At 54.1% G+C, this 18,598-nt stretch carries 27 protein-coding genes; 24 read left to right on the forward strand and 3 right to left on the reverse strand.

The features are described from left to right. Positions 1–320: 320 nt before the first annotated feature. Entirely contained in the window at positions 321–611 is a 291-nt protein-coding gene (locus AC1BI1_RS12490; RefSeq protein WP_476717633.1) for a helix-turn-helix transcriptional regulator, read from the reverse strand. Continuing rightward, positions 612–965, reverse strand: a complete 354-nt coding sequence (locus AC1BI1_RS12495) for a type II toxin-antitoxin system RelE/ParE family toxin (RefSeq protein WP_476717634.1) — start codon at positions 963–965, stop codon at positions 612–614. It abuts the gene before it with no gap. Between the two features lie 69 nt (positions 966–1,034). On the opposite strand from AC1BI1_RS12495, the gene AC1BI1_RS12500 reads away from it, so the two are divergent. The 20 genes from AC1BI1_RS12500 (at position 1,035) to AC1BI1_RS12595 (ending at position 15,544) form a co-directional block, all read left to right on the forward strand. Then, positions 1,035–2,828 (forward strand): VirB4 family type IV secretion system protein, encoded by a 1,794-nt coding sequence (locus AC1BI1_RS12500; RefSeq protein WP_476717635.1) that lies wholly within the window; start codon positions 1,035–1,037, stop codon positions 2,826–2,828. Continuing rightward, positions 2,828–3,217 (forward strand): hypothetical protein, encoded by a 390-nt coding sequence (locus AC1BI1_RS12505; protein ID WP_476717636.1) that lies wholly within the window; start codon positions 2,828–2,830, stop codon positions 3,215–3,217. The genes AC1BI1_RS12500 and AC1BI1_RS12505 overlap by 1 nt, the downstream gene beginning before the upstream one ends. Positions 3,218–3,283: 66 nt before the next feature. Beyond that, positions 3,284–3,769, forward strand: coding sequence for a M23 family metallopeptidase (locus AC1BI1_RS12510; protein WP_476717637.1), 486 nt, complete (start codon positions 3,284–3,286; stop codon positions 3,767–3,769). A 15-nt stretch (positions 3,770–3,784) separates the two neighbouring features. Further along, positions 3,785–4,870: a hypothetical protein gene (locus AC1BI1_RS12515; RefSeq protein ID WP_476717638.1), complete on the forward strand. Its 1,086-nt coding sequence runs from the start codon at positions 3,785–3,787 to the stop codon at positions 4,868–4,870. Positions 4,871–4,961: 91 nt separating this feature from the next. Continuing rightward, a complete protein-coding gene (locus AC1BI1_RS12520) occupies positions 4,962–5,381 on the forward strand; it encodes a hypothetical protein (protein ID WP_476717660.1) in 420 nt (139 codons plus the stop codon). After that, positions 5,297–5,470 (forward strand): M23 family metallopeptidase, encoded by a 174-nt coding sequence (locus tag AC1BI1_RS12525; RefSeq protein WP_476717639.1) that lies wholly within the window; start codon positions 5,297–5,299, stop codon positions 5,468–5,470. The genes AC1BI1_RS12520 and AC1BI1_RS12525 overlap by 85 nt, the downstream gene beginning before the upstream one ends. 18 nt (positions 5,471–5,488) lie before the next feature. Then, positions 5,489–5,836, forward strand: coding sequence for a hypothetical protein (locus AC1BI1_RS12530; RefSeq protein ID WP_476717640.1), 348 nt, complete (start codon positions 5,489–5,491; stop codon positions 5,834–5,836). Then, a complete protein-coding gene (locus AC1BI1_RS12535) occupies positions 5,837–6,022 on the forward strand; it encodes a hypothetical protein (protein WP_476717641.1) in 186 nt (61 codons plus the stop codon). Between the two features lie 24 nt (positions 6,023–6,046). Further along, positions 6,047–6,382, forward strand: a complete 336-nt coding sequence (locus tag AC1BI1_RS12540; protein ID WP_476717642.1) for a hypothetical protein — start codon at positions 6,047–6,049, stop codon at positions 6,380–6,382. A 4-nt stretch (positions 6,383–6,386) separates the two neighbouring features. Next, positions 6,387–7,067, forward strand: coding sequence for a DUF6710 family protein (locus AC1BI1_RS12545; RefSeq protein ID WP_476717643.1), 681 nt, complete (start codon positions 6,387–6,389; stop codon positions 7,065–7,067). Positions 7,068–7,308: 241 nt separating this feature from the next. Then, positions 7,309–7,557 (forward strand): hypothetical protein, encoded by a 249-nt coding sequence (locus tag AC1BI1_RS12550; RefSeq protein WP_476717644.1) that lies wholly within the window; start codon positions 7,309–7,311, stop codon positions 7,555–7,557. 39 nt (positions 7,558–7,596) lie between these two features. Next, positions 7,597–7,905 carry a hypothetical protein gene (locus AC1BI1_RS12555; protein ID WP_476717645.1) on the forward strand — a complete coding sequence of 103 codons (309 nt, stop codon included), beginning with the start codon at positions 7,597–7,599 and terminating at the stop codon, positions 7,903–7,905. Between the two features lie 60 nt (positions 7,906–7,965). Beyond that, complete coding sequence (locus tag AC1BI1_RS12560; RefSeq protein ID WP_476717646.1) at positions 7,966–9,060, forward strand: copper amine oxidase N-terminal domain-containing protein; 1,095 nt, start codon at positions 7,966–7,968, stop codon at positions 9,058–9,060. A gap of 5 nt (positions 9,061–9,065) precedes the next feature. Then, positions 9,066–10,274: a hypothetical protein gene (locus AC1BI1_RS12565; RefSeq protein WP_476717647.1), complete on the forward strand. Its 1,209-nt coding sequence runs from the start codon at positions 9,066–9,068 to the stop codon at positions 10,272–10,274. Between the two features lie 547 nt (positions 10,275–10,821). Beyond that, positions 10,822–11,415, forward strand: a complete 594-nt coding sequence (locus tag AC1BI1_RS12570; protein WP_476717648.1) for a hypothetical protein — start codon at positions 10,822–10,824, stop codon at positions 11,413–11,415. Positions 11,416–11,814: 399 nt separating this feature from the next. Then, entirely contained in the window at positions 11,815–12,819 is a 1,005-nt protein-coding gene (locus AC1BI1_RS12575) for an ATPase, T2SS/T4P/T4SS family (RefSeq protein ID WP_476717649.1), read from the forward strand. A gap of 12 nt (positions 12,820–12,831) precedes the next feature. Beyond that, the gene (locus tag AC1BI1_RS12580) at positions 12,832–13,599 is read left to right on the forward strand and encodes a type II secretion system F family protein (RefSeq protein WP_476717659.1); all 768 of its coding nucleotides are present in this window, start codon (positions 12,832–12,834) and stop codon (positions 13,597–13,599) included. A gap of 108 nt (positions 13,600–13,707) precedes the next feature. After that, positions 13,708–14,028, forward strand: a complete 321-nt coding sequence (locus AC1BI1_RS12585; RefSeq protein WP_476717650.1) for a hypothetical protein — start codon at positions 13,708–13,710, stop codon at positions 14,026–14,028. Then, the gene (locus tag AC1BI1_RS12590; protein ID WP_476717651.1) at positions 14,006–14,353 is read left to right on the forward strand and encodes a hypothetical protein; all 348 of its coding nucleotides are present in this window, start codon (positions 14,006–14,008) and stop codon (positions 14,351–14,353) included. The genes AC1BI1_RS12585 and AC1BI1_RS12590 overlap by 23 nt, the downstream gene beginning before the upstream one ends. Beyond that, positions 14,354–15,544 carry a hypothetical protein gene (locus AC1BI1_RS12595; protein ID WP_476717652.1) on the forward strand — a complete coding sequence of 397 codons (1,191 nt, stop codon included), beginning with the start codon at positions 14,354–14,356 and terminating at the stop codon, positions 15,542–15,544. 86 nt (positions 15,545–15,630) lie between these two features. Here the strand turns inward: AC1BI1_RS12595 and AC1BI1_RS12600 are convergent, their stop codons facing one another. Next, positions 15,631–16,038 carry a helix-turn-helix domain-containing protein gene (locus tag AC1BI1_RS12600; protein WP_476717653.1) on the reverse strand — a complete coding sequence of 136 codons (408 nt, stop codon included), beginning with the start codon at positions 16,036–16,038 and terminating at the stop codon, positions 15,631–15,633. 160 nt (positions 16,039–16,198) lie between these two features. Between AC1BI1_RS12600 and AC1BI1_RS12605 the strand changes: the two genes are divergently transcribed. The 4 genes from AC1BI1_RS12605 to AC1BI1_RS12620 all read left to right on the forward strand — a co-directional run bounded on the left by AC1BI1_RS12605 (position 16,199) and on the right by AC1BI1_RS12620 (position 18,535). Then, positions 16,199–16,450 (forward strand): helix-turn-helix domain-containing protein, encoded by a 252-nt coding sequence (locus tag AC1BI1_RS12605; RefSeq protein ID WP_476717654.1) that lies wholly within the window; start codon positions 16,199–16,201, stop codon positions 16,448–16,450. A gap of 45 nt (positions 16,451–16,495) precedes the next feature. Beyond that, on the forward strand, positions 16,496–16,669 hold the full coding sequence (locus AC1BI1_RS12610) for a hypothetical protein (protein WP_476717655.1): 174 nt from the start codon (positions 16,496–16,498) through the stop codon (positions 16,667–16,669). Positions 16,670–16,750: 81 nt separating this feature from the next. Next, entirely contained in the window at positions 16,751–18,061 is a 1,311-nt protein-coding gene (locus AC1BI1_RS12615) for a helix-turn-helix transcriptional regulator (protein WP_476717656.1), read from the forward strand. 93 nt (positions 18,062–18,154) lie between these two features. After that, entirely contained in the window at positions 18,155–18,535 is a 381-nt protein-coding gene (locus AC1BI1_RS12620) for a Spo0B domain-containing protein (protein WP_476717657.1), read from the forward strand. Positions 18,536–18,598: the final 63 nt, after the last annotated feature.

An 18,598-nucleotide genomic window follows, 5' to 3' on the forward strand; every position in this document is an offset into this window, starting at 1 on the left:
AGTACGATATTTTGCTTATTTCTCCATAAAAAATAAATCAGAGCGGTAATATCCAGGAAAACCCCCCTGAAAGAAGGCTTACCTTTAAGCTTTCGAGAACCTAGCCAGCCTTTCCTCTGCTTCCCGGCGCAGATTTCTTACCCAAGAAATGATGCTTTCACGGTCCCGAAATTCAGGGTATTTGTCAATGGTAAATATCCCTTGACACTCCTTGAGGACTTTTGCCTGCTTTAACCGAAGCAGTGTTTTCCCAGAAGTTTTAAGGTTCTTTTGGCCATATCAGGGCCCTCTAACACTTTGTTACGCAGTCAATTGAGGATTTATTGTGACCCATCATGAGGCTGCAGATCCAAGCGGACGCTAGCCCCCAAAGCCTTAGCCAACCTGCTTATGGTGCGCAGACTTAAATTATGGCTGCCATTCTCTATACGCGCTATGGTGGATTGAGTGGTCCCCACGCGCCGGGCCAGTTCCTTTTGAGAGAGCCCCCTCTTAAGGCGTAGGGCTACTATTTGCCGGGCCACCTGGTACTCAAGTTCTGTTTCTTGCCAGGCGGAGCGGAATTCAGGGTCGGCCAGGCTTTCTTCAATGTGCCGCCGGAGATCGTCCATCTATTTTCCTCCTTCCCGAGACTGCAAATAGCGCTTGAGGCGCTTGCGGGCGATTTCCAGTTCCCGTTCAGGGAGTCTGGCGCTCTTTTTCTGAAACCCATGAAGCACCAGGAAGGTCTTTTCGGGCACCAGGCTGAAAAGCAGGCGGTACTGGTTGCCCTGGTGAACCGTCCTGAGTTCCCAGATGTTGCGGTCCACATTGCTTATAAGCGGCCAGCCGAGGTCAAGGCCAAATTCAGACAAGAGGAGCAGGTTGCGCAACACTTTGGCTTTGGTCTTGGCTGGCAGGCTGTCTATAAAATCCTTTGCCGGGTTACGGTTTCCTTCCTGGTAATAAAGGACTGCCCATTCCATGCTTCCAGTATAGCATATATGCGATACCAAGGCAATTTTTTAGGACAATCCCAAAGGAGGTTTGCCAGCTTGAACACCAAGACAGCGGCTAAAGCTCCTGCCCTTTCCGGCCTGCTCGATATTTTATCCCCCCAGGCCCTGGAGTTCGGGGCCAGGCAGTTTACCTTCGGCGACCAGCTTGCCAGGGTCCTGGTGGTCACGAATTATCCTCCCAGGGTGGGCCCTGCCTGGTTGGCCCGCGCGGCCGCCATACCTGGAGTGCTCTGCTCGGTGCATGTAACACCCACCGACCCTACCGAGTTAATCCTGAGCATAAACAAGGCCATAGGCGAGTACGCGTCCAGGCTGGAATTAGGCGGCAACGCCCTGGTCATGCAGAGGACGGAGCAGGCTTTAAAGGACGCCCAGGAGCTCCTCAGGAAGATAGACCAGGAGCAGCAGCAGGTGTTCTACGTTACAGTAGTGCTCCTGGTGCTGGCTCCTGACCAGGAGACTCTGGAGCGCAGGACCCGGCAGGTAGAGGCCACTCTGGCCGCAGCAGGGATGCGGGCCAGGACCGCCACCTTCCGCCAGGAAGAAGGCCTTAAAGCCGCAGGGCCCTGGGCAATCCTTCCCAAGGATACCGAAGAAGCCGGGGCCAGGAACATGCCTGCCGAGACGGTGGCCGCCTCCTTCCCCTTCACGGCCAGCGGCATAAACGACGGCAGCGGAGTGGTACTAGGGAGAGACAGGGACGGCGGCCTCGTCCTGGTGGACATATGGAGAAGGGGAGGCGACCGCACAAACTCCAACTGGACGGTCCTGGCCAAACCCGGCGCAGGCAAGTCCTTCGCTGTGAAGCTCTTAGCCCTGCGTAACCTGGCCCAGGGTTCCAAAGTGATAATAATCGACCCCGAGCGGGAGTACCGGGAGATGTGCCGCCTCTTGGGCGGGGGCTGGATAAACTGCGCCGGCGGCACGGGAAGGATTAACCCCCTGCAGGTGAGGCCCGTTCCCCTGGATGAGGAGCAAGAAGGCGACGCGAGGTCCGGCCAGGGGCCCCTGGCTTTGCACCTCCAGACCCTCCGCACCTTCTTCTCCCTTTACCTCCGGGACCTTACCGACCTGGAGAAGGCGGTCCTGGAGGATGCCTTGGTGGAGGTGTACCGCCAAGCAGGTATCACCTGGGAGACGGACCCTGATTCTATACCGGCAGAGAAATGGCCCACCGTGAGGGAGCTCCACGCTTATATAGCCGAGCAGGCGGATAAGCAACCCGAGACCTATTCCAGGCTGGCGGTGCTACTTAAACGGGCAGCCCTGGGCGCGGACGCTTCCTTATGGGCCGGGCCAACCACAGCCAGCGCCGATAATGATTTAATCGTGCTCGATGTGCACGATTTGCAAAATGCCGACGACTCCGTACGCCGGGCGCAATACTTTAATGTGCTCTCTTTCGCCTGGGACCTCATAGAGAGGGATAGGCAGGAGAGGACCCTGTTGGTGGTGGATGAGGCCTGGCTACTGGTGGACCCCCAGACGCCCCAGGCTTTGGCTTTCTTGAGAGATACCAGCAAGAGGATCCGCAAATACATGGGCGGCTTGGTGGTCATAACCCAGAACGTGATAGACTTCCTCGCCCCAGAAGTGCAGCGCCACGGCCAGGCCCTCCTCGATAACCCCACCTACAAGCTCCTTTTGGCCCAGGGCGAGAAGGACCTGGAAGCCATCTCGCACTTGATGAACCTTAGTGAAGCTGAGCGAGATCTGCTCGCTACAGCCAAGCGTGGCGAAGGCCTCCTCGTTGCCGGGACCCAGAGGGTGCATGTAAAGATTGAAGCTGCGCCTTATGAGATGCCCTATTTAACCGGAGGTGGCCAGTAGTGGCTACCCCAATAGCTAAAATAGCTGGGGCCCTTCTGCCGGAGCCGGAGAAAGTGCTCCTCTGGGCCGTGATAATACTCATTCTCCCTGTTGCTCTTCTAGCCCTGCTCTTTGCAGGGCCAATTGTCATCTGGGAGCGAGTCCCTATAGTTACCCCCTCCCAGGCCAAGATATACGTTGACGCGGCCAAAGAGGTGAGCGAGAGCACGAAATCGCCCTGCGACCCCGGCGTTACCGTGGACTGGCAGCCTTTACTTGCTATTGAGGCCGTAAGACTAAACCAGGACTTCCGGAAGGCCACCCCGGCCAGGGCCAGGGAGCTCGCCAGGATGTTCATAGAGAGAAAGGGCACCTGCACCCACTGCACCGGCGGCGACCCGCCCACCTGAGAGACCTACCCAACCTACAGGTTGAGGGACCTCGGTGAGGTCCTTAATGATTTAGGATTTACCGAAGTGCAGAAGGAAAAGGTGAGGAACATCCTCACTGTAGACCTGTCCTTCCTCCTGGATGTGGGCCCTGGAGTGCCGCCAGATTGGACGCCAGTGGAGAAGAGCCTGAAGTGGCCCGTGCCGGGTGTCTACAGCGTAACATCTGGCTTCGGCCCCCGTATTGACCCCGTGGAGGACATTGACGGCTTCCATACGGGAATAGATATCGGCGCTCCCCAGGGCACGCCGGTGGTGGCTGCTGCCCCCGGTATTGTGGCCCACGCAGGCAGGGCGGGTAACTACGGCCTGGCCGTATTCATCCAGCACGAGGGAGGGATGGAGACCATCTATGCCCACCTCTCGCGAATTGCAGTTAAAAGGGGCCAGGTGGTCCAGGCCGGTGAGGTTATCGGCTACGTCGGGTCTACAGGGAAGTCCACCGGGCCGCACCTGCACTTTGAGGTCAGAGTCCACCAGCAGCCCGTCAACCCCACTGACTACTTCAAGTGAGGGGAGGAGAATGAAGTGCTCATCCAGGCCTGCCCTTACTATACTATGTTTCCCATAGACTTTCCCTTGGAGCACCTGAAGAACGCCCGACCCGGGGAGTGGGTCCTGGACCCTTTCTGCGGGCGGGGGACGACCCTGTACGCAGCGAGGCTTTTAGGTCTCCCCGCCTCGGGGGTGGATGTAAGCCCCGTAGCGGCAGCCATTTCCGACGCCGTGCTGGCCGGAGCTTCCCCCGAACAGGTGGTGAAAGCCTGCGGGCAGATCCTCAGCTCCCGGTCTGCTCCTGTGGACGTGCCGGAAGGAGAGTTCTGGGAACTGGCCTACCACCGTGAGACCCTGGAAGAGGTATGCCGACTGAGAGAGGCCCTCATATACGGCGAGGACAGCGACACCCGCCGCCTCTTGCGCCTCATCATCCTCGGCCGCCTCCACGGCCCTTTGAGGAAGGGTGCTCCTTCTTACCTGTCCAACCAGATGCCCCGCACTTTTGCCCCCAAGCCGGGGTATGCTGTGCGGTTCTGGAGGAAGAAGGGGCTGTGTAGCCCGCCGAGGGTGAGCGTCTTGGACCTAGTGGCCCGCAAAGCGCCCTGCTATCTGGAAGGCCTGCCACCGCCAACGCAAGGCCGCGTGGCCCTGGCCGACAGCAGGCAGTTCGACCTCCTTGAGCTCGGCGGGCCCTACACCTGGGTAGTGACTTCGCCTCCCTATTTTGGCATGAGGACTTATGTGCCCGACCAGTGGCTGCGGCACTGGTTCACCGGCGGTAATCCAGAAGTCCAGTACGGCTATCAGGGACAGTTAGCTACCGCCGCGCTCGACAGTTTCGTCCAGGGGTTAAGGCAGGTATGGACCAATGTGGCTAAGGCCTGCGCGCCGGGTGCACGGCTGGTGGTCCGTTTCGGGGTCCTCCCGTCTGCTCCGATAAAATGTAGGCCGGAAGACTTGTTTCGTGAAACCCTGCGGGGTACGCCCTGGCAACTGCAGGAGGTCCGGCCGGCTGGAACGGCGGCGTGGGGGAGACGCCAGGCACTCCAGTTTTTGGGAGAAAAGGCAAAAAGCCCTGTGGTAGAGGTGGATCTAGTGGCAACGCTCGAGAGTTGACCGCTGATAGGTGAGGAGAATTCCTTGGTGGCTGTGTACTTGACGTAGGATAAGAAATTGGTGGAAAAACCTTGGGAAGAGGTGGGCGCTTATGATTTACGCCCTATTGGTTACCCCGGCCAGGGCGGAGCAGGTGAGAAAAGCCGCCATAGGACACGGCGAAGTGGTATTTGATCAGGCCGGGACTATGGATTCTTTTAGTATTCATAATGCCTTCCAGTCTGCCGCTAGGGTGGCGGCCGACGTCTTGGTTCTTGATATAGATGCCGCTCCGGGCCCGGACCTGGTGGCCGCCGCCCGGTGCTACTGTATAGCCAGGCCGCATGTCAGAATAATCGTCTTGGCTCCCGCCCGTGAGCCAGGCGACCCCACGCCGGGCGAGCAGGCAACTACGGCCTGGCGGTGTTCCTCCAGCACGAGGGAGGGGTGGAGACAATATACGCCCACCTCGCCGGGATTGCAGTCAAAAGGGGCCAGGTGGTCCAGGCCGGTGAGGTTATCGGGTATGTAGGCTCAACAGGAAAATCCACTGGGCCACACTTGCACTTTGAGGTTAGGGTCCACCACCAGCCGGTGAACCCTGTAATCTATTTTCAATGAAAGGCGGTGTGAAAATTCATGAACGACGCACGCCAGTATGAAGAGGCAGTACAGCTTTACGCCGGCTACAGCCAGGCGGCGGAAATCGCCTTAAAGCAGGCCAACGCTGCCAGGCAGGCCCTGGCCCTGTCCGATCCCGGTAACCCCGCCCTGAAGCTCCCCATAAGGGAGTATGCGGCCCTGAAGGCACACCCCATTCTCCTCGTGGTGGAAATACTTTTCGGCGGGAAACACAGCCAGCACCAGAGGGTAAGCCCGCAGCTCGCCCTGCTGGCCGGATCTGTGGCCCTGGGCCAAGGGTATAGTGTTGAGAAGGTTTTAAGTGTGCTCCGGAGATTCTTAGAGCATGAGAGGAGGGCATTATAAATGCTTTGCGCAGTTATATGTACTTCTGAAACACTGGAGGCTGTAAGAAAAGCTGTAGCCTCCGCTGGGTACCAGCTAGTCCTTGAGCGCACTGCTACAGCCCAGGATGATGTTGCCCATGCACTAAATGCTGCTGCTAGGGTCGCGGCCGATGTGCTGGTTCTGGAACTACCCGCAGGCCAGTGAATTTATTATAATGGAGGTGCGAAAGTGAACGAGAAACTTTATTCTATCTTAAAGCCTTATGACAACTGGTGGTGTGCTGGAGAAGAAGAAAACCTGAAGGCCAGGAAAGCGTTATCCGATTTTTACCGGGAATTAAAAAAATACAGGCCTGCTAAAGAATATACGAGAAGAGACATCCTGCATATATCATATATTCCTTACCTTGTCAGAGCCAAAAAGGCCCTTATGGAGCAAAATTATTTAAGAGCATGTAACGAATTGGTTTCCTTACTATATTATGAGCCGCTTCTTCAAGGGAGGATTTATTTTAACGTGCTCAAATTGCTAGAAACGGAGGTGGCGGAAAATCAGATTTACTAAATTTTTGAAAAGGGAAGGATTAAAAAAGTGGCTTATAAGTAAAATAAACGCGGTTCATGAATTTAGATATGCCATGGAATTTGCCAGACAGGTAATGGAAGAGGAAACCCAAAAAGAAGAACAGATAATTATTCTGGATTTCATGCTGGACGTTATCAAGGAGGATCTCAAAAACGACTTGCTGAGCACTATTTTTTATAGTCAGGAAAACTTTGAAAAGAGCATGAAGCTTCCGTTCCCATTTTGTTTTTACGATGAATTCGCTCGTGAACACAAATTGTTCCCGCCTGGGGAAAAGAGATTAATAAGGGTTGATTTGGCAAGAGATTGCGTTTTAGTCCTCCCGTGGAATAGGAGAAGAATGAGGGACAATATTAAAAACATTTTTATGCGTAAATTTGAATTCGACGAGTCGAACCATAAGGCATATTATTTTTCTCCTGTAAACATATGTTACATATATAATGGAAACCATTCTATTGCCTCCGGGGTTGTATATAAAAAAGGATATATTATCGCTGAAGAATGCAATGTGAGTAGGCTTTTTGATCATGTATATACGGATGGCTTATATTGGTATAACAGCCATAATAACCAGGTGTTGGATACTTTGTTTGATTTTCGTATCGGAATTATTTACGAGATATCAAAACTGAAATACGAAATCCAAGGCAAAGAGAGTTGAGGTCGCCGCAACGTTTTAACGGTAAACGGCCTGACGCAACGGCGGCCTTTTCAAGGTAACAACGGTGGGCAGCAGGAGCGCTAAAGCGTACCTGCTGCCTTGATTTTACCCCCTGGCATTCCGGCTGCCGCTTTATTGTACTGCCGCCCCGGGCCGGGGCTGGCAAGGGCAAGGGCCTGCGGCATATGCTCCCTCGCTTCGCTCGGTCCGCTATTCCTCGGCCCGGCCCTGCGGGCCGCCCTTGCCGCCCGCCCGGGCGGCTGTGTTTTGCCCTCAAGGCCGGAAGGCCAAAGGCCGGAGGCCAAGAAAGGAAGGGGGTATCCACAATGGCTATGTACGAGGTGCGGGACCTGGCGGCCAGGAAGTTGTGGTAGAGGCCAAGAGCTCCACCCAGGCAAAGCGGCTGGCCTGCAGGAAATGGGGCATCAAACCGTCGGACTACTGGTGCGGCATAACCTCTCTAAGGGCGAAGAAACTGAAAGAAGCTTGATAACCTGGCAACCTTTGGTTAGAATGGAGGTGAAGGCAGGTGAGCGCCGTGCCGGAGGAAGTATTGAAGGAAACTGCGGCTACTGGTGACCCGCCGAACAGGCTGGCATCTCCTGAGTTTTTCTTCCTGCTCCAGAGGATAGATAGATTGGACGAGAAGTTGTCGAGAGAGATCAAAGAAGTAGACCTCAAATTGTCTGAGCGGATTGAAAGACTTGACCAGAAATTTACCGGAGAGATAGACCGGTTAGATGTAAAGTTAGATACCATCAGATTCTGGGCTATAGGCTCCGTAATCACCTTAATCGTCGGGTTTGCCGGTGTAATCCTCACCCTGATGCAAAGATAAACCGAACCTCAAGGCGGGTGCTGCCCGCTATTTTTATACCCATCTTCAGGAGGGATTCTCATGCTCAAAAAACTCATCTCTGTTCTTCTAGCCACCGTCATGCTTCTCATGGTGCCATTTGTAGCCTGCGGTGCATCCGACACCCAGGTGGATGTGTATGAGGACGGTGAGCTGGTCAAGAGTGTAGTTTTTGTGATCGGTGTAAAGCAATACTTTATTAACGGCCAGACCCCTGGAGTAAGTATGGACGTAGCTCCTTACATTGACGACGGCCGGACCTTTGTGCCGGTGAGGTACCTAGGCTACGCGCTGGGGGTCAAAGAAGATGACGTAGACTGGGACGGCGCGACCCAGAAGGCCTCCCTTAAGAAAGGAGACCGCACGGTAGAGCTGGTGGTGGGCCGTAAGCAAGTGGTAGTGAACGGCACGGCGAAGGCCATAGACGTGGCTCCGCAATTGAAGTCCGGCCGGACCTTCCTGCCTGCCCGTTACGTGGCCGAGGGCTTAGGCTACCAGGTGAAGTGGGACGCCGAAACCCAGGCGGTAATTTGTTGGCCGGAAGGCGAGCCGGAGCCCGATATTACCGCAGTTTTGGAGGCAATGAGTAAAGTAGGGGACGGGGTCCTGGACGAGGCCGATATTAAGCGGCTGCAAAGCTATGCGGTGTTTGACCGGATTAACCCTGAGCAATCTACCGAACCAGATGAGTTGTATAAATCTTTCCAGCAAATGTGGACTGATGAACGTTTGCGAAGGAACGCTGAACTGGTAGTAAAGAATTTTACGCTGGAGAAAGTCTTTAGCGGCGAGATCCGGGAGAGAACTGTAACGCCGGACGGTCACGTGGTAAACATTGGGGCCACCAGGTATGGATTCAATGTGCTGTCTTCCCTTAAGGAATACCGGGATGCCGACCTGCAATGGCTTACTGACCCGCGGCTGGTTTATGAAACAGCACTTGGCCACTACGGAATTCGTGGAATCCTGTTAATAACTTTCCCGGGCTCGAATAAATTTGGCCTCACTCCCGGCCAGACTTACGAGCAGGACGTGGAATTCCGAGTAAAAAACACGTTAGACTGGGATACCGGAGAGATTACAAAGAAATTGGACCAGATAGTGCTATTATCGGACTTCCGGCCGGTTAGGAGGTAGGGGCCATGCGGAAGGTTGCAACAACTCTACTGCTGGCAGTAGTGTTCTTGTTGATCGGTGCTTTTCCGGCAATGGCCTTAACGGTTAAAGACTATAGCGCAACTGAATATTTTTATACAGAGACTGTTGAAATTGATTGGGATGAAGACGGCCTTCTAAAAGAGATAACCTACAACGTCACCAACACCGGTGCCACTACTGGGATTCGATACCGCACTGCGAAGATAACTTTTAATGTTGGGGGGCATTATTCCGGCGAGATAGACGCTTCCGTACTTAGACGCTCCAAGCCCGAACCCGGGAAGAGGACGGTCAGTGTGATTACCATTACCATAGAAGACCTGGCCAAAGTTATGGGAGTTCCGTCTGACCAGATGGATTTCTTCAAGGAATTGGCCAGCAGGCCCGGGGTGCTCCGGGTAGGCGCGGTTATAGAAATATACAATGCCGCCACGGGCCAGGTGCTGGACACCATCACCAGCCGGGACCAGATTGATGAGATCACCCGCAAGTGGGGCTTTGACCCGGGCTCCATAGAGGATATGTACAGCCGCTTTAAGGGCGGCGAGCACCAGTGGGAATACCCTGGTGACGGCGGTGGTGGTGGGGGCAGCGGACCGGGTGGAGGCTCCGGTCCCGGCGAGGATGAGGACGGTAGGAGCGTAAGCACCAGCGCCGAGCTGGTCTTCTACGCCCGGAGCCAGGGCGGCCAGGACGTATACGGCAATTACGTGCCTCCCGAGGACCGGCCGGTGAACACGGCCAAGTACGCGGATATAGTAAAGGCCGTCCTTAAGCCCGAGGCTCCGGATCCTCCCAGGGGCAGCCTCGTATCCTGGAGGATAACATCGGCGACCCTGAGCTACCCCAAGAAGCACCCTAATTTCACCTTTGCTAACTGCACTCTGGACCCCGTGGGCACGGTAACTGTGAACATGAACACGGCCGGCCATGAGGCGTGGGTGGAGTTCGAGGAGGATTGGAGCCTGGCGGGAGCGCCTATATATAACCTGCTCACCAACGAGATGGCTCCTCCCCCGACCAAGTATACGATAACCGCGAGCTATACAATTGAGTACATCTACGAATACACCGTTTGCTACGAAGACGAAGACGGAGAAGAGGTGTGCTATACTGTGCAAAAGACAGGCCAGACTTCGGGCACGGCTTCCGGACAGCTCCTCGTAAACGGCACGGGCATAAATATACTCTAACCGGCGCAGTAGAAGGCCGCTCCCTTTTTGGGGGCGGCTTTTTTGTTTTTTATTTAGGGCGGGAACCTTTTTGGGAAAGGATGCTCGACTTGTCCCACCCAATAGGGGCAGTTTTTCTTTATGAGAGCAGTTTTTTATTGCGCGCGAGCCGGCGATGCCCTTTCAAGTTTTGACTATAAGAATAATTTAGGGCATCAGTTTTAGTAACTGTTAATCGGAACCAGGTATGCATATGTGGCTTTTTCCACTTACGGGTTATTAAAAAGCGTAATATCGTAGTTATCCAGGCTATGCTTTGGCTTATACAGACTTGCAAAAAGCGTGGTTCCATTGGTTCAATGCTGGGTATCACTGGTAACTGCATGGCAAGACCTGGACGAAATAAATGTGTTTCAACCACTATCCGGTCTCCTGCTGGTATTTTTTTTAAAGCTGCTGGTATCGCCCTTTTGATCATATCCCGATAAAGCCTCCACAGAGCTGCTTCCGGATCGGTGGTACTTAGCACCCAAAAAGAACGGAAAGTGCCTTTAAGGAGGGACCATTCATGTCTTCCTTTTTTGGTCAAGCGAAAGTAGAGGCTGACCCTGGGTGCAAAAATCAACAGAAAAAACCAGATAATGAGTATAAAGCCGACCCAGAAAAGCACAATGGATATCTTCCAGTACAGGCAAAGGAAAAGCCATGCACCCCAAAACACTACCAGAAGAAAAATAGATTTAACCTCCGGCACTATATTCGCCCCCGGTTATTTAATTTTTCTGATATTTGGCTTGTTTGGGTTGTGGGAATAACCTTGGTTCTTACCAGTTATTTCTTCTATTCAACACGAACGCAGTCCCTCCCTTCTCCGAAAGAATTCCTTTTTCTTTTAGCCGGTCGGACGCCTTGGGATGAAAAAAGCAGCTCGGCTCTAGAGGCGTTTATGTTCTGGCTGGGCATATCGTTTATTGTGATCCAAGGGGGCTTGAACCGGAAGGTTACCAGGCGGGGACTGCAAATGCTATTGCTTTTTGCGGCCGCAGTAATCACAGGACTTCCCGTGGCATTCGCTGTTTTCTTATGGCCCCTTGGTATCATAGACAAACTGGCGTGGGTTTCTTGCTACGTTTTAGCGATAGTGATGCTGGCTATTTTATAGGGGCGCCTGCACTGGCCAAGAGTTGACTTTATTTATTATTTTCGGGAGGTGGTATCTATTTCTCTCGAATTTGCTACCCACAACTGGTTGGAAGAAATCGAGAGGCAGAAGGAAGCCATAATCGAGGAAGTAGCCCGCCAGCTCATGCACGATCATCCCGAGCTGTTTTCGGGCTCTCTCACCGGAGGAGCGCGGCTGGACGCTGAGGCCCTGGTCCGGAGCGCCGTCTTCGCCCGGAAGGATCTCTCGCCTGATGAAAAAGAGGATGGGGTCCGGACAATCATGGGGCAGCTCACCGGGTACGGCCCCTTGCAGGACTTTTTCACCGCACCCGGCGCCGAGGAGATAACCGAAGTGATGGTGAACCCGACGCCGACCGGCCCCAGGGTGTTCTACGGCATGAGGGGCAGACAGTATGCGGCTACCGGCACTTACTTCAAAGACGACGAAGAAGTGAAACGGTTCGCCCAGAAAATATGCGAGGACGCGGGCCGGCCCTTTACGGCCGACGCGCCTATAGTTGACGCCTGGCTACGGGACGGCTCCCGCCTTTCGGTTATAGGGTTTAAGGCCAGCCCCCTGGGCACGGCCCTGACCATCCGGAAGTCCCCGTTGGTGAGGCCTCCACTGCCCCTGCCCGCCTTGGTGCAAAACGGCATGATGCCGGCCTTTATCGCAGACTTCCTGGTGGACCTCATAGTCAAGGGCCATGCCAACTTAGGGGTGTTTGGCCGGACGGACTCCGGCAAGACTACGGTTTTGCGGAGCCTGGGCGAGCAGATAGATCCGGATGAGAGGGTGATCATAGGCGAGACCAGCTTCGAGCTCTCCCTACCGAGCCTCCCAAACTGTGTCAACATGGTGGAGGTTACTTACGGAGGACAGAAGCTTGTGGACCTGGCGCGGATATGCGACGTGATAAACCGTTCCAACCCGGACCGGGCCATCGTCGGCGAGATCCGCGGCGGGGAGGTGGTAGCAGCATCGGAGATTGCCGAGTCCACCAGCGGCGGCTTCTGGACCACCGGCCATGCCGGGGGAGTGGACGAGCTGAGGTCCAGGCTGCCCAAGATGTTCCAGCGAGGCGGCATGGCCCTGCCCAAGGAATATGTCGACGAGCAACTCCGGGCCATGTTCCACTTCCTGGTCTTCCTGGACAAGAGCTTTGACGGCAAGCGCACCTTGATGAGCGTGGTGGAACTGACTAAAACCGGCTACCGGACAATATTCCGGCTAGACGAGGAGGAGTTTGCCCGGACCGGGGGGAAGGTCCGCCGGTGGATATACGAAGCGCCTGTAACTCCGGAAAGGCTGGGCCGCCTGGCCTTCAGGGGCGCTACCGTGAAGCCTGAGTACCAGCAAGTACACGAGAAGTACCTGTATGCCGAAGGAGGAGGGGAGTGAGTAGGGTTGTGGGTGCTGGCTCTCTGCCTATCGCTATTCCTCTTGTTTTACTTTCTTACAGGAGGTGAGCTGCCGGAAAAAGAACGTGCCGCGTCTTTAGTTCGCAATAAACTCATACCTGCGGCTTCGGCGGCGGCCTTTTTCGTGGTTGGCTCTGCCCTGTGCCGGACCGTCCTCGGCGGTATCCCCTGGGCCGTCCTGGGGTGGTACGTGCCCGGCTGGATAGTGGGCTTTGCCGAAGAGAGGCGCCGGTCCAGGCTCAGGGAGATGGCCAAAAGCTTTGTGGTTTCGGCGGCGGGTATGTTTTCCGCCGGCCAGACGGCGGCTGAGGTTATGAGGGTTATGGCCGACAGGATGATGGAACCCTTAGCCGGAGAATTCCGCGACATGCTGGCCCAGCGTGAGGCTTACGGCAAGCCCTTTTCCAGGTCCTTCGGCGATCTCGCCCGCAAGTACGGGCTGGAAGAGTTCGACGCCGTGGCGGCCATACTCGCCGCTGCCGACCGGGCCGGGGGGCCTGCTGCAGCTGCCAGGGGCCTGAAGCGCCTGGGTGCGGCCCTCCAGCAGAGAGATAGACTTTTGGCCCAAAGGCGCAAAGAGACCTTTGAGCCTAAAGTGGCCGCCCTTGTAGTCATAGCCCTCCTTCTAATGGGGTTCCTTGTCGACGTTCTGTTCCTGCCCTCTTACTTTACCGGCGGCGGGAAGCTGGTCCTGGTGGTCGCCTCGGCGGTGATAGTCGGGACCGTATTCCTGGCCGCAGAAGCCGGGAGCGCGGAATAAAAAGGGGGTGATCTTCTGCTTGCGCTTGCTGGCCTCTTCGTAACGTCGTTCGTCTTTTTCTATCTGGTCTTCTGCCCGACGGCCGATGAGCCTTCCGCGGCGGCGGTCGTGGCAGACGCGGTAAGGACGAGGATACAGCAAAAAATCCTTTCGCCGAAGAAAACCATGTACTTGCAAACGGTAGGCAGGACGGCGCAGGAGCTATTCCGGAGTGGTGCGATTATAGGCGGGGCCGCAGCCTTTTTCGTCTTCGTGCTGACCGTGAAGTTTTTGGGGGTGTTGGCCCTGGTGCCTGCCGCGGCGGTTTGCCTGCTCGGCCCGTTGCTGGCGTCCGTCTCGATAGACTACGAGTTCCGGCGCTGGCAGGGCAGGGTCCTGGAGGGGGTGCCGAACCTCTTTAAAATTCATGAACCAGGTACGCCAGTATGAAGAAGCAGTGCAGCTTTATGCCGGCTACACCCAGGCGGCGGAAATGGCCCTCAAGCAGGCCAGTGCTGCCAGGCAGGCCCTGGCCCTGGCCGACCCCGGTAACCCCGCCCTGAAGCTGCCTATAAGGGAGTATGCGGTACTAAAGGGACACCCCATACTCCTCCTGGTGGAAATACTCTTCGGCGGTAAGCATAGCCAACACCAGAGGGTAAGCCCGCAGCTCGCACTGCTGGCCGGGTCCGTGGCCCTGGGCCAAGGGTACAGTGTTGAGAAGGTTTTAAGTGTGCTTCGGAGATTCTTAGAGCACGAGAGGAGGGCATTATAAATGCTTTGCACGGTCATATGTACTTCTGAAAGACTGGAGGCTCTAAGAAAAGCTGTAGCCTCTGCCGGGTACCAACTGGTTCTTGAGCGTATTATTGCAGCCCAGGATGATCTTGCCCAGGCGCTAAATGCTGCTGCTAGAGTGGCAGCCGATGTGCTGGTTCTGGAACTGCCCCAAGACCTGGGAGAAGAAAACATAAGGTCTGTAGACGGGTACCGGATGCTCCGCCCTACTACCAGGATAATCGTCCTCGCTACAGGCCGCACCCCGGGAGACCCCGCCGTGGCCGCAATGGTCCACATGGGGATCTACGACATTATAGCCGGGCTACCCGAGGCAGACTGGGAGAAGCTAGTTCATGAGGCCCTCGCTGCTCCCCCTGCCGATTACTCCAGGGCCGCCCCGTGGCTCAGGGCCTCCCCTCCCCGGAAGGAATGGCTGAAAGAGGCTCTGGTCGCCGTATGGTCGCCTTCTGGCTGTATGGTGAGTTTCACCGCCCTTAATCTTGCCGTGGCGGCCGCCCGGATGGGCTACGACGTGGCCCTGCTCAACTTCAACCTAGCCAACCCGGAGACGGACTTTTGGTTCGGGGTGAGGCAGACGGAGCCTGCGAAGTGCCGTATGGAGGACGCGGGCATAATGACCTTTGGGACCACTATGACCGCGGAGCTGGCTGTAAAGATACTGAAGAAGCGCAAGAAAATCTCGGGTGTGCGGTATTTACCGGCAGGCAACAAGCTCCGCAACATAGGTACACCGGACTTTTCTTTGGAGCACGTAGAGCTCTTCAAGGAGATGATTGCCGTTTCCCACGGACGGGAAGCGGAGGGACCAAAGCTGACCGTTGTCGAGGCCGGGTCGTGGTTTGAGCAGCCTCCGGTCATAGCCGCGCTGGCCACCTGCCCTGTGCTGGTGGTCCCCTTGGCGGGGGGAGAGTACGAGAAGGCGGTCCTGGAGATGCACCTGGAAGATTTAAGGCGGCTGGAGGTAAAACCGGAAGTCATAGAGTTTTATCCTCTGGACGCCGTCGGTACCTGCAGGGACTCCGGGAAAAAGCCGCCCGCCCTGGAAGGGGACCCCGCACCGTGGCAGGACCTGCTTATGGCTATTGCCAGGCAGCCGCAGCCCGAGAGACCGGCTCCGAAGCTATTCAAATCCGTATCAAAATGCCTTTTCTGGAACAGGACATAGCTTATATTTCCAGGGCTGGACCAGCCTCCTTCTCCATCCCCGAAAAAAGGAAGTAGGCAACATATGGCGAATAAGTTATTGATTGTTTAATCACCTTCTTCTTGTTTTATGTTTCTACGCTCTTCCCACAATATCCTCGCTATCTGGAGCAGCTTCTCCTTATCTTGTGTCGCTAATCGTTCACCCATGAAACGGATATTGGCTTCCTTGAGGAGTTCCTCCAAATCTACTTCGGTCGGTTCGTAAGTCGGGTCAAAAACTTTGTCCTTCAGGGAACGAGGGTCATCCGTTCGACCGAGAAGGTAGTCCACGCTGCAACCGAAAAAATCCGCAAGCCTTTGTAGGGTTTCGGGGTCGGGGGTGCGTTCGCCAGTTTCGTATTTTGCTATAGCCCAGTATGATAACTTAAGAGCTTTAGCTAATTCATCCCGGCCAATCTGTTTTTCTTCTCGTAATTTTTTCAGCCGTTCTTTAAAGTCAGCCACAGACTTCACCTACTATAAATTTCCTACTTCATTAGATTATTTTAGCACATAATGTCCAAGCCAAAAATAATTTGGACTAAATGGGAAATTTGATGTTGACGTTGGACAAGTTGTCCATTATAATATGTTTAGTGATAGGACGAATCGTCCAGGTTGGAGGTTATCAAAGATGCGAGTGGTGCTTAGAGATGCTCGTATAGCTAAGAAAATTCCAGTTTCAGAAATGGCACGTCGGCTTAATATTTCAACCTCATTCTACTACAAAATTGAACAAGGTATTCGTAATCCTACAATAGATCTTGCCAAAGCAATAGCAGATATTCTTCAAAGTACCATTGATGAGCTTTTTTGTACCCATGAGTTGGACGATTCGTACAAAAAACCTAAAGACCCTGCCCCAGCGGAGGCAGTAAACCACTGAGGGTACCACTGGTAATATACTGACCGGCATAAGGGGTGCTGATCAATGGCCAGCCGACAATCGCAAGATTGGCCGCGCGATATAGAGTACATCCCCATATTTGAACCGGACATGGACCGCATGGTCAAGGCCCTGCGAATCCTGCTAGAGTACAATCCGGAGAAAAAGACTGATGCCATACATATACCGCAACCTTCCGGAGAAGAAAAGGCGAGATGATCTAATTTAAAGCTATAATTCGACGTTCGCTTTCCAAGCCCTTCCAAAAAGAAGATAGAGTCTCCGGGGAGAGGATAAAAAGTGCCGGGCGAGTCATATATAGTATGCTCATCACCTTTAAGCCCGCAGCAGCAACAGATATGGGAGCTGTATGAGCAGGGATATGGGGCTAAAAGGATAGCCAGGGCTTTGGAGATAAGCGTTGACCAAGTAAAAGTCCAGCTAAGGCGCATAAAAGCAAAGATAGAGGGGGGTAACAAAAATTGTGGGCAAAAACCCCTCGGGGTTAGTCGCGCCCATGAGGGGCTGGAGGAAATACTCGAAAGCCTCCGGGATACTTCCTCCCAAATTGATTTCTTGCGGGAAAACGGTTATAAGCCCAGCGCTATAGCCAACACGCTGGGCGTAAATATTAGAAAGGTATACAATCGCAACCGCGAGAGCAAGCGCAGCAGTTTTAAGCGCACCTTTATGTCCAAAGAAGAATTGAGGTCCCTGCCCTCACAAAAAGAAGCCCTGGATCTCGACATTGCCAGGGTTATTTATGAGGTGTTTGTGAATAACGATAACCCCGGCCATGATACCCTGGCCATGCTGGGCACTCAAGGTTTTGGTGGCTGGCGGGCCAAGAGGGTGGTCCTCACCAGGCGGGCGGGGGTTTTGAAGGCTTTGGCCGTCGCCGGGCGGGAAAACGGCAGGGTGATCAAAATAACCGACAAAGAGAGCCCCTGGTGGGAAATGGTGAAGGACCTGGTGGAAAAGTATAAGCCGGTGGGAGCAGATACATATGTACCTAATTCCTTTGGAGCGTTTGTAACTGAATTACGACACCGCATAGAAGCAGCCCTCGACGGGGTGCGTATAGAAGTCAAGGAGAACAGAGAAGGGACTAAAGTGTACGAAGTCGTCGGCGGCTTTACCGCCGCGGTAATAAGGCCCCTCGTTGACCGGGCTGCAATAGTTATCTCGGCAAACTTATACGACGTTGAGCTAAGGGCGAAACAATACGAAGGGACCGTAAGTTTTGACGAAGCGGGCCTGAAGGTTTCAGGCCGGACTGTAGAAAACCTCGGGGGTATAATATTCAGGGACCGGGAAAAACGATGGTTCACTATAGAAACGAAACTGCTCCAGGCGGGGGACAAAGTGCGGGTCAGGTTGGACCCTTACGGTTTCCAAGTTGTGGAGGTCTTGTCCTGGAAGGAGGATACTCCTTTGCCGACGGTGATATGCCTGGAGGGAGAGGATTTAGCCCTGGCCGTGGCGGCTTTCAGGATAAAGGAAGACTGTTTCATAGAGATAGCGGGGAGGCTATTTGATTGCCGTAAGGCGGAGAAAACAAAAATGGTAAATGGTAATATGAAACCAAACTACCCGTTGGTAAGCGGGTAGTTTTTTTGTGGACTTTAGAAAAAAGAATACGTTAAGGCTTTCTTCGGCTTCACCCTGACCAGACCTCTAGAAGACAGCGAGCAGGGATAGTGAATGCGGAAAAGATGGCTCCTATTCATAAACTTTCTTTTGTTGCAGCTTTTCTTGTTCCTTCTATTCGCCTATAATTATGTTTTTGCTGGTTTTCGAATACCTGCTTTCGTTGTTCTGGTTTCCGCCTTAGCTGTGATGATTACGAGCCTCTGGACAGTGCGGGAAATGGTCAGGCTGGCCGATAAGGAAAAAGAAGCCGAGAAGGCAATGATAAGATTGGAAGAAGCTCAAAAGCTTATCACCGCCTTAAGGTCTAGACACCATGATTTTGTGAACCATTTGCAAGTAGTATTGGGGCTTATCCAAATGGGGCTGGATGATGACGCGGCAGATTATATTAAGCGACTATCTAAAGACCTTATTGAAATAGAAGCGTTGTGAAAAACTCATTTTAATTAGCAGGTATTAGCATATCGACATCGAAAATAGTAATGACATCTACTT

The sequence above is a fragment of the Thermanaeromonas sp. DSM 22490 genome (genome assembly GCF_056378755.1).

What these genes read in the sequence shown, in the direction of transcription:
- AC1BI1_RS12490 (WP_476717633.1), bottom strand. Translation starts at nt 611, where the DNA reads ATGGACGATCTCCGGCGGCACATTGAAGAAAGCCTGGCCGACCCTGAA.
- AC1BI1_RS12495 (WP_476717634.1), bottom strand. Translation starts at nt 965, where the DNA reads ATGGAATGGGCAGTCCTTTATTACCAGGAAGGAAACCGTAACCCGGCA.
- AC1BI1_RS12520 (WP_476717660.1), top strand. Translation starts at nt 4,962, where the DNA reads ATGATTTACGCCCTATTGGTTACCCCGGCCAGGGCGGAGCAGGTGAGA.
- AC1BI1_RS12530 (WP_476717640.1), top strand. Translation starts at nt 5,489, where the DNA reads ATGAACGACGCACGCCAGTATGAAGAGGCAGTACAGCTTTACGCCGGC.
- AC1BI1_RS12535 (WP_476717641.1), top strand. Translation starts at nt 5,837, where the DNA reads ATGCTTTGCGCAGTTATATGTACTTCTGAAACACTGGAGGCTGTAAGA.
- AC1BI1_RS12560 (WP_476717646.1), top strand. Translation starts at nt 7,966, where the DNA reads ATGCTCAAAAAACTCATCTCTGTTCTTCTAGCCACCGTCATGCTTCTC.
- AC1BI1_RS12565 (WP_476717647.1), top strand. Translation starts at nt 9,066, where the DNA reads ATGCGGAAGGTTGCAACAACTCTACTGCTGGCAGTAGTGTTCTTGTTG.
- AC1BI1_RS12570 (WP_476717648.1), top strand. Translation starts at nt 10,822, where the DNA reads ATGTCTTCCTTTTTTGGTCAAGCGAAAGTAGAGGCTGACCCTGGGTGC.
- AC1BI1_RS12575 (WP_476717649.1), top strand. Translation starts at nt 11,815, where the DNA reads ATGAGGGGCAGACAGTATGCGGCTACCGGCACTTACTTCAAAGACGAC.
- AC1BI1_RS12590 (WP_476717651.1), top strand. Translation starts at nt 14,006, where the DNA reads ATGAACCAGGTACGCCAGTATGAAGAAGCAGTGCAGCTTTATGCCGGC.
- AC1BI1_RS12595 (WP_476717652.1), top strand. Translation starts at nt 14,354, where the DNA reads ATGCTTTGCACGGTCATATGTACTTCTGAAAGACTGGAGGCTCTAAGA.
- AC1BI1_RS12605 (WP_476717654.1), top strand. Translation starts at nt 16,199, where the DNA reads ATGCGAGTGGTGCTTAGAGATGCTCGTATAGCTAAGAAAATTCCAGTT.
- AC1BI1_RS12610 (WP_476717655.1), top strand. Translation starts at nt 16,496, where the DNA reads ATGGCCAGCCGACAATCGCAAGATTGGCCGCGCGATATAGAGTACATC.
- AC1BI1_RS12620 (WP_476717657.1), top strand. Translation starts at nt 18,155, where the DNA reads ATGCGGAAAAGATGGCTCCTATTCATAAACTTTCTTTTGTTGCAGCTT.